Here is a 6,794-nt window from a genome sequence, read left to right on the forward strand (position 1 = left end):
TTATGTATGTAATGGGTTTTTATTTTCATCCAACGTAAAACCTTCACCAACTACATCATGTACGTCACTTACTGCAACAAATGCATGAGGATCTACAGAAGTAATAATATTTTTTAATTTCACGATTTCATTTTTAGCCACAACGCAATACAATACGTTCCGTTCCACTTTTGTATACGATCCAACAGCTTTTAAAAAGGTCGCTCCGCGCTCCATCTCAGATAAAATTTTAGCAGCAATTTCATCGTTTTTATCGGAGATAATAGTTGCTCCTTTTGCTGCATAGGCTCCTTCTTGCATAAAATCAATGACTTTCGCCCCGATAAAAACAGCAACTAACGTATACATACCCTCGCGATATGATAAATAGGTAAGGATAGAGACGATAATGACGATAGCATCAAACATAAACATCGTTTTCCCCATACTCCAGCCAACATATTTATGAGCGAGTCTCGCAATAATATCTACACCGCCAGTAGTTCCGCCGTATTTAAATATGATCCCAAGACCGATACCAATAAATGCCCCAGCAAATAAAGCTGCGAGTGTCATATCATTTTGTAAGTTTACATGTAAGTTGAGAACTTCGTAACGCTGAAAAATCCATAGAAATAAAGATACGCTAAAGGTGCCGATTAGTGTATATATAAATGTCGCTCTTCCAAGTAACTTCCAACCAATAAAAAATATAGGGATATTTAAAATTAAGTTTGAATAAGAAGGGTCAAACTTAAATAGAAAATACAATAATAGTGTAATACCGGTAAATCCACCTTCTGCAAGGTGATTTTCAATATTGATATTCACAATACCGAAAGAAAAAATAGCGGAACCGATTAAAATAAAAATGATATTTCGAATCTTCAAATTTGATGTCATATAGAAATCCCCCTAATTATGTAAATGGCATTGCTCCGCTGAAACGGTAAAACATAATGATAAGTAATTTCTAGTTGCTAGTGAAAATAGTGAAGGTTATAAAAATCGATTGGTTCTGGTTGATTTTTTGCCAAAAACGCAAAAGAAGTTTCACTTTATTATAATCTTTCCCAAAAAGGGTCGCAAATAGGTGTTTAGCGGGGAATAATATTTGTCAAATCGCGATGAATTGGCTAACATGAAAGAGGAAGGATTAGAGGTGAATTGTATGGAAGCGAAAACGATGAAGGATATGCAGAAAGAAGTTGATGCATATATTGGTCAGTTTAAAGAAGGTTATTTCAGTCCACTTGCAATGATGGCTCGTTTAACGGAAGAAATGGGGGAGCTTGCAAGAGAGGTGAATCATTATTATGGTGAGAAACCGAAGAAAACAACTGAAAAAGAACGTAGTATTGAAGAAGAGCTTGGAGATGTATTATTTGTTATGATTTGTATGGCAAATAGTTTAAATATTGATTTAGAAACAGCACATAACATTGTAATGAATAAATTTAATACTCGCGATAAAGATCGCTGGACACGTATTGATGAGGGAGAGAAAGAATAATGAAAGAAATTAAAGTAATTATCGCTGGACCAAGAGGACGTATGGGACATGAAGCAGTTCTTCTTATGGAAAGAACGGAACATTTTAATTTAGTAGCAGCAGTGGATTATAAGCATGGTGGAGAGAAAATCTCTGATTTACCGGGAATGCCAGCGCTAGATGCACCTATTTACGCAGATTTACATACTTGTTTAGAGGAAGTAGAAGCAGATGTGTTGTTAGATTTAACAACGCCAGAAGTTGGGAAACAACACGTTACACTAGCAGTTGAGCGTGGACTTCGTTCTGTTATTGGTACAACTGGATTTACAGAAGAAGAGCTAAAACAATTAACCGAGACTGCGAAAGAAAAAGCAGTAGGAACAATTATCGCTCCAAACTTTGCAATTGGTGCAGTTCTTATGATGAAATTCTCACAAATGGCAGCGAAATACTTCCAAGATGTTGAAGTAATTGAATTGCATCATGATCAAAAACTAGATGCACCATCTGGTACAGCGGTAAAAACAGTAGAATTAATCCGTCAAAATCGTGAATCAAAGCAGCAAGGTCATCCAAATGAAGTAGAGCAACTAGAAGGGGCTCGTGGTGCAAATGTAGACGGCATTCATATTCATAGTGTACGTTTACCAGGGCTTATTGCACACCAAGAAGTAATGTTTGGTGGAGACGGACAAATGTTAACAGTTCGTCATGATTCATTCAATCGTGCATCATTTATGTCTGGTGTAAAACTATCAATTGAGACAGTAATGAATCTAGATCATCTTGTGTACGGTTTAGAAAATATTATCGACTAAAGGGGAGACAACGGATGAAAATTGCCTTAATCGCACATGACAAAAAGAAAGACGACATGGTTTCGTTTGCATACGCATATAAACCAATTTTTGAACAACATGAATTATTTGCAACAGGAACGACAGGACTTCGTATTATGGAAGCGACCGGCTTAGTTGTAACAAGATATCAATCTGGTCCTCTTGGCGGCGATCAAGAAATTGGTGCAATGATTGCAAAAAATGATTTAGACATGGTAATTTTCTTCCGCGATCCATTAACAGCACAACCGCATGAACCGGATGTGAATGCATTGCTTCGTTTATGTGATGTATATGCAATTCCACTTGCGACGAATATGGCAAGTGCTGAAATGTTAATGCACGCATTAGAGCGAGGAGATTTAGATTACCGCAAGTTAAGAAAATGAGGGGAACAATTATGAGTGGATTACATATATTAGCGTTTGGTGCCCATGCCGATGATGTTGAAATCGGCATGGCGGGTACCATTGCTAAATATACGAAGCAAGGGTATGAAGTAGGTATTTGTGATTTAACAGAAGCTGATCTTTCTTCTAACGGAACGATAGAGTTAAGAAAAGAAGAAGCGAAGGCGGCAGCTCGTATAATGGGAGTAAAAACGAGACTAAATTTAGCGATGCCAGACCGTGGTTTGTATATGAAAGAAGAGTATATACGTGAAATTGTAAAGGTAATTCGTACATATAAACCAAAACTAGTTTTTGCGCCGTATTATGAAGATCGTCATCCAGATCATGCAAATTGTGCAAAACTTGTGGAAGAAGCTATTTTTTCAGCGGGAATTCGCAAATATATGCCAGAGGTTCCACCACATCGTGTGGAGTCTTTTTATCATTATATGATTAATGGTTTTCATAAACCGAATTTTTGTATAGATATTAGTGAATACGTATCGCAAAAGGTGGAAGCATTAGAAGCGTATGAAAGTCAGTTTTCAACAGGGAGTGATGGTGTGAAAACGCCGTTAACAGAAGGTTACGTTGAAACTGTAGTCGCCCGTGAGAAAATGTTTGGAAAAGAAGTTGGAGTTTTATATGCCGAAGGGTTTATGAGTAAGAAACCGGTTTTATTACATGCTGATTTAATAGGGGGATGTAAATGAAATTAAAAATAGGTATTACATGTTATCCTTCTGTAGGTGGTTCTGGAGTTGTTGGAACAGAATTAGGAAAGCAATTAGCGGAACGCGGGCATGAAATTCATTTTATTACATCGGGTTTACCATTCCGGTTAAATAAAGTGTATCCAAACATTTATTTTCATGAAGTGACGGTAAATCAATACTCTGTATTTCAATATCCACCATACGATTTAGCGTTAGCGAGTAAAATGGCAGAGGTTGCACAAAGAGAAAACCTAGACATTTTACATGTGCATTACGCAATACCACATGCCATTTGTGCTTATTTAGCAAAACAAATGATTGGAGAGCGTATTAAAATTGTTACAACCTTGCATGGAACAGATATTACTGTGTTAGGATCCGACCCTTCGCTAAATAATTTAATTCGTTTTGGTATTGAGCAATCTGATGTTGTGACGGCTGTCTCGCATTCATTAATTAGCGAAACGCATGAGCTTGTAAAACCAAATAAAGACATTCAAACGGTATATAACTTTATAGACGAACGTGTATATTTCAAACGTGATATGACCCAATTAAAGAAAGAATACGGTATAAGTGAGAGTGAAAAGATACTCATTCACATTTCAAACTTCCGTAAAGTGAAACGTGTGCAAGATGTTGTGCAGGCATTCGCTAAAATTGTTACAGAAGTAGATGCGAAGTTGCTTCTTGTTGGAGATGGACCAGAATTTTGCACGATTTTACAGTTGGTGAAAAATTTACATATTGAAGATCGCGTCTTATTCTTAGGGAAGCAAGATAATGTTGCAGAACTACTTGCGATGAGTGATTTAATGTTGCTTTTATCAGAGAAGGAGAGTTTTGGTCTTGTTTTATTAGAAGCGATGGCGTGTGGTGTACCTTGTATCGGAACAAGGGTTGGAGGTATTCCAGAAGTCATTCAACATGGTGATACAGGATATTTATGTGAAGTTGGCGATACAACAGGAGTGGCAGATCAAGCCATTCAGCTATTAAAGGATGAAGAACTTCACCGTAATATGGGAGAGCGAGCAAGAGAAAGTGTTTACGAGCAGTTTCGCTCTGAAAAAATCGTCTCACAATATGAAACGATTTACTATGATGTACTAAGGGATGACAAAAATGGAAAGATTTAAAAAAGCTAGTTCTATTATTGAGACTTTAAAGCAACAAGGGCATGAGGCTTACTTTGTCGGTGGAAGCGTAAGAGACCTTATTATCGATAGGCCGATTGGAGATATTGATATTGCGACATCTGCTTTACCAGAAGAAGTGATGGCTATATTTCCAAGACATGTTCCTGTTGGTCTTGAACATGGAACTGTAATTGTCGTAGAAAATGGTGAGCCTTATGAGGTAACCACTTTTCGAACAGAGAGTGAATATGAAGACTTTCGAAGACCTAGTAGTGTTCAATTTGTTCGTTCATTAGAAGAGGATTTAAAACGTCGTGATTTCACAATGAATGCAATTGCAATGACAGAAGAAGGAAAAATGGTTGATTTATTTGCTGGACAGGAAGCGATTCAAAAGAGAGAAATTGTGACAGTGGGAAATGCTGCGGATCGGTTTCAAGAAGATGCCCTGCGAATGATGCGTGGTATTCGGTTCGTAAGTACGTTAGGTTTTTCTTTAGAGACGAAAACGAAGCAAGCAATTGAAACATATGGACATTTGCTGGAACATATAGCAATTGAGAGAATTACAGTGGAGTTTGAAAAACTGTTAACTGGCACATATTGTGTGAAGGCTCTCAAAGAATTAGTAGAAACGAAACTATTTTCTCATCTACCATATTTACAGATGTCAGAAGAGAAATTGTTAAAAGCTACGCAGTATAAATGGGATTCTTTTGAAGCAGACATTGAGGCGTGGGCGTTTTTCTTATATTGTATTGGAGAAGAACATCCAGCTGTCTTTTTACGTCAATGGAAGTTTTCGAATAAAAAAATAAAAGATATCGTCGCAGTTTTATTAACAATCCGTAAGAGAAAGGAGAAGGATTGGGATACAGTTCTTCTTTATAAAACGGGAATTCATATAGCTGAAATGGCAGAAAGGGTATATGAAGCGATGATTGAAAGCTATGATCATACAGCTGTTAACCGGGTACAAACGTTGTTTCAAGCATTGCCAATTAAGAGTCGACAAGAGATGAATGTGACTGGGAATGATTTGTTAAACTGGGCAAATAAAAAGCCAGGTCCGTGGGTTGCTGAAATGATTCAAAAAATTGAAGAAGCAATTGTACAAGGAAACGTAGTAAATGAGAAAGAGTGTATAAGGGAGTGGCTGCAAGAATGCAATCTACTATAAGAAAGCAGTTATTGCAAGTTTTTTCGGAAGCGGATGGCGAGTTTGTATCTGGTCAAACGATTAGTGATAAACTTGGTTGCTCAAGAACTGCTGTGTGGAAACATATGGAGGACCTTCGGAATGAGGGATATGAACTTGAAGCTGTGCGTCGATTAGGTTATCGAATTGCAAGTAAGCCAGACAAAGTGACTGCGAATGAAATACAGTTAGGGTTACAAACGAAACATATTGGTAGAACAGTGTATTTTGAAGAGTCCGTTGAATCGACGCAACATATTGCAGCAAAGCTTGCTTATGAAGATGCAGAAGAAGGAACAATTGTTGTGGCAGAAGAACAAACAGCGGGTAGAGGTCGTTTAAGCAGAAAATGGCATTCACCAAAAGGAACAGGAATTTGGATGAGTATTATTTTACGTCCATCAATCCCGGTTCAACATGCACCACAACTTACTTTGTTAGCCGCTGTTAGCGTTGCGCAAGCAATTGAAAAGTGCACAGGTGTAAACGTAGGAATAAAATGGCCGAATGATATTTTAATTCAAGGGAAAAAGGCTGTAGGAATATTAACAGAAATGCAAGCTGATCCTGATAAAATTAATGCTGTCATTATGGGTATTGGTATTAATGCGAATCAAAAGCAAGAACATTTTGATGAGGAAATTCAGCATATTGCTACTTCTTTAGCGATTGAATCTGGTAAGCCAATTGTTCGTGCGGAGCTTATGCAACAAATCTTTTTACAACTAGAAAAATTATATGAAGAGTATTTACAAAATGGTTTCTCTGTCATTAAAATTCTTTGGGAAAGTTACGCTGTAAGCATCGGGAAAGAAATTAACGCTCGAACGATGAGAGAGACAATTACAGGGATAGCAAAAGGAATTACAGAGGATGGTGTATTGCTCCTAGAAGACCATGAAGGAAAAGTACATCATATTCATTCTGCGGATATCGAAATTAAGTAAAAGAAGTTCCTCTTTAATCCGTACCCTTTGTAAAGGACATTTTAAAAAAAGTTAGGCGGCATCAAGAAGATGATTTCTGTATTCAACAG

General features: G+C 37.3%; 8 protein-coding genes. 7 read left to right on the forward strand and 1 reads right to left on the reverse strand.

The genetic code is table 11. From position 1 onward, the window contains the following. Positions 1 to 882: a YitT family protein gene (locus tag PDQ33_RS04310; protein WP_000203301.1), complete on the reverse strand. Its 882-nt coding sequence runs from the start codon at positions 880 to 882 to the stop codon at positions 1 to 3. A 268-nt stretch (positions 883 to 1,150) separates the two neighbouring features. On the opposite strand from PDQ33_RS04310, the gene PDQ33_RS04315 reads away from it, so the two are divergent. Genes PDQ33_RS04315 through PDQ33_RS04345 form a run of 7 tightly spaced genes read left to right on the forward strand, consistent with a single transcriptional unit; the run spans position 1,151 to position 6,705 of the window. Then, positions 1,151 to 1,492 carry a nucleotide pyrophosphohydrolase gene (locus PDQ33_RS04315; RefSeq protein ID WP_002108639.1) on the forward strand — a complete coding sequence of 114 codons (342 nt, stop codon included), beginning with the start codon at positions 1,151 to 1,153 and terminating at the stop codon, positions 1,490 to 1,492. Then, positions 1,492 to 2,292: a dihydrodipicolinate reductase gene (dapB, locus tag PDQ33_RS04320; RefSeq protein WP_000658802.1), complete on the forward strand. Its 801-nt coding sequence runs from the start codon at positions 1,492 to 1,494 to the stop codon at positions 2,290 to 2,292. Before PDQ33_RS04315 ends, dapB begins: the two co-directional genes overlap by 1 nt. 14 nt (positions 2,293 to 2,306) lie before the next feature. Next, positions 2,307 to 2,702 carry a methylglyoxal synthase gene (gene mgsA / locus PDQ33_RS04325; RefSeq protein ID WP_000684755.1) on the forward strand — a complete coding sequence of 132 codons (396 nt, stop codon included), beginning with the start codon at positions 2,307 to 2,309 and terminating at the stop codon, positions 2,700 to 2,702. 11 nt (positions 2,703 to 2,713) lie between these two features. Continuing rightward, on the forward strand, positions 2,714 to 3,418 hold the full coding sequence (gene bshB1, locus PDQ33_RS04330; protein WP_000015666.1) for a bacillithiol biosynthesis deacetylase BshB1: 705 nt from the start codon (positions 2,714 to 2,716) through the stop codon (positions 3,416 to 3,418). After that, on the forward strand, positions 3,415 to 4,560 hold the full coding sequence (gene bshA, locus PDQ33_RS04335; RefSeq protein WP_250669720.1) for an N-acetyl-alpha-D-glucosaminyl L-malate synthase BshA: 1,146 nt from the start codon (positions 3,415 to 3,417) through the stop codon (positions 4,558 to 4,560). The genes bshB1 and bshA overlap by 4 nt, the downstream gene beginning before the upstream one ends. Further along, complete coding sequence (locus tag PDQ33_RS04340; protein ID WP_000439308.1) at positions 4,547 to 5,740, forward strand: CCA tRNA nucleotidyltransferase; 1,194 nt, start codon at positions 4,547 to 4,549, stop codon at positions 5,738 to 5,740. The genes bshA and PDQ33_RS04340 overlap by 14 nt, the downstream gene beginning before the upstream one ends. Then, positions 5,725 to 6,705, forward strand: coding sequence for a biotin--[acetyl-CoA-carboxylase] ligase (locus PDQ33_RS04345; protein WP_250669721.1), 981 nt, complete (start codon positions 5,725 to 5,727; stop codon positions 6,703 to 6,705). Before PDQ33_RS04340 ends, PDQ33_RS04345 begins: the two co-directional genes overlap by 16 nt. The last annotated feature ends 89 nt before the right edge of the window (positions 6,706 to 6,794 follow it).

Origin of the sequence: Bacillus cereus group sp. Bc031, from assembly GCF_027716265.1 — a bacterium.
Lineage (GTDB): Bacteria > Bacillota > Bacilli > Bacillales > Bacillaceae_G > Bacillus_A > Bacillus_A paranthracis.

What these genes read in the sequence shown, in the direction of transcription:
- dapB (WP_000658802.1), top strand. Translation starts at nt 1,492, where the DNA reads ATGAAAGAAATTAAAGTAATTATCGCTGGACCAAGAGGACGTATGGGA.
- PDQ33_RS04340 (WP_000439308.1), top strand. Translation starts at nt 4,547, where the DNA reads ATGGAAAGATTTAAAAAAGCTAGTTCTATTATTGAGACTTTAAAGCAA.
- bshB1 (WP_000015666.1), top strand. Translation starts at nt 2,714, where the DNA reads ATGAGTGGATTACATATATTAGCGTTTGGTGCCCATGCCGATGATGTT.
- bshA (WP_250669720.1), top strand. Translation starts at nt 3,415, where the DNA reads ATGAAATTAAAAATAGGTATTACATGTTATCCTTCTGTAGGTGGTTCT.
- PDQ33_RS04310 (WP_000203301.1), bottom strand. Translation starts at nt 882, where the DNA reads ATGACATCAAATTTGAAGATTCGAAATATCATTTTTATTTTAATCGGT.
- PDQ33_RS04315 (WP_002108639.1), top strand. Translation starts at nt 1,151, where the DNA reads ATGGAAGCGAAAACGATGAAGGATATGCAGAAAGAAGTTGATGCATAT.
- PDQ33_RS04345 (WP_250669721.1), top strand. Translation starts at nt 5,725, where the DNA reads ATGCAATCTACTATAAGAAAGCAGTTATTGCAAGTTTTTTCGGAAGCG.
- mgsA (WP_000684755.1), top strand. Translation starts at nt 2,307, where the DNA reads ATGAAAATTGCCTTAATCGCACATGACAAAAAGAAAGACGACATGGTT.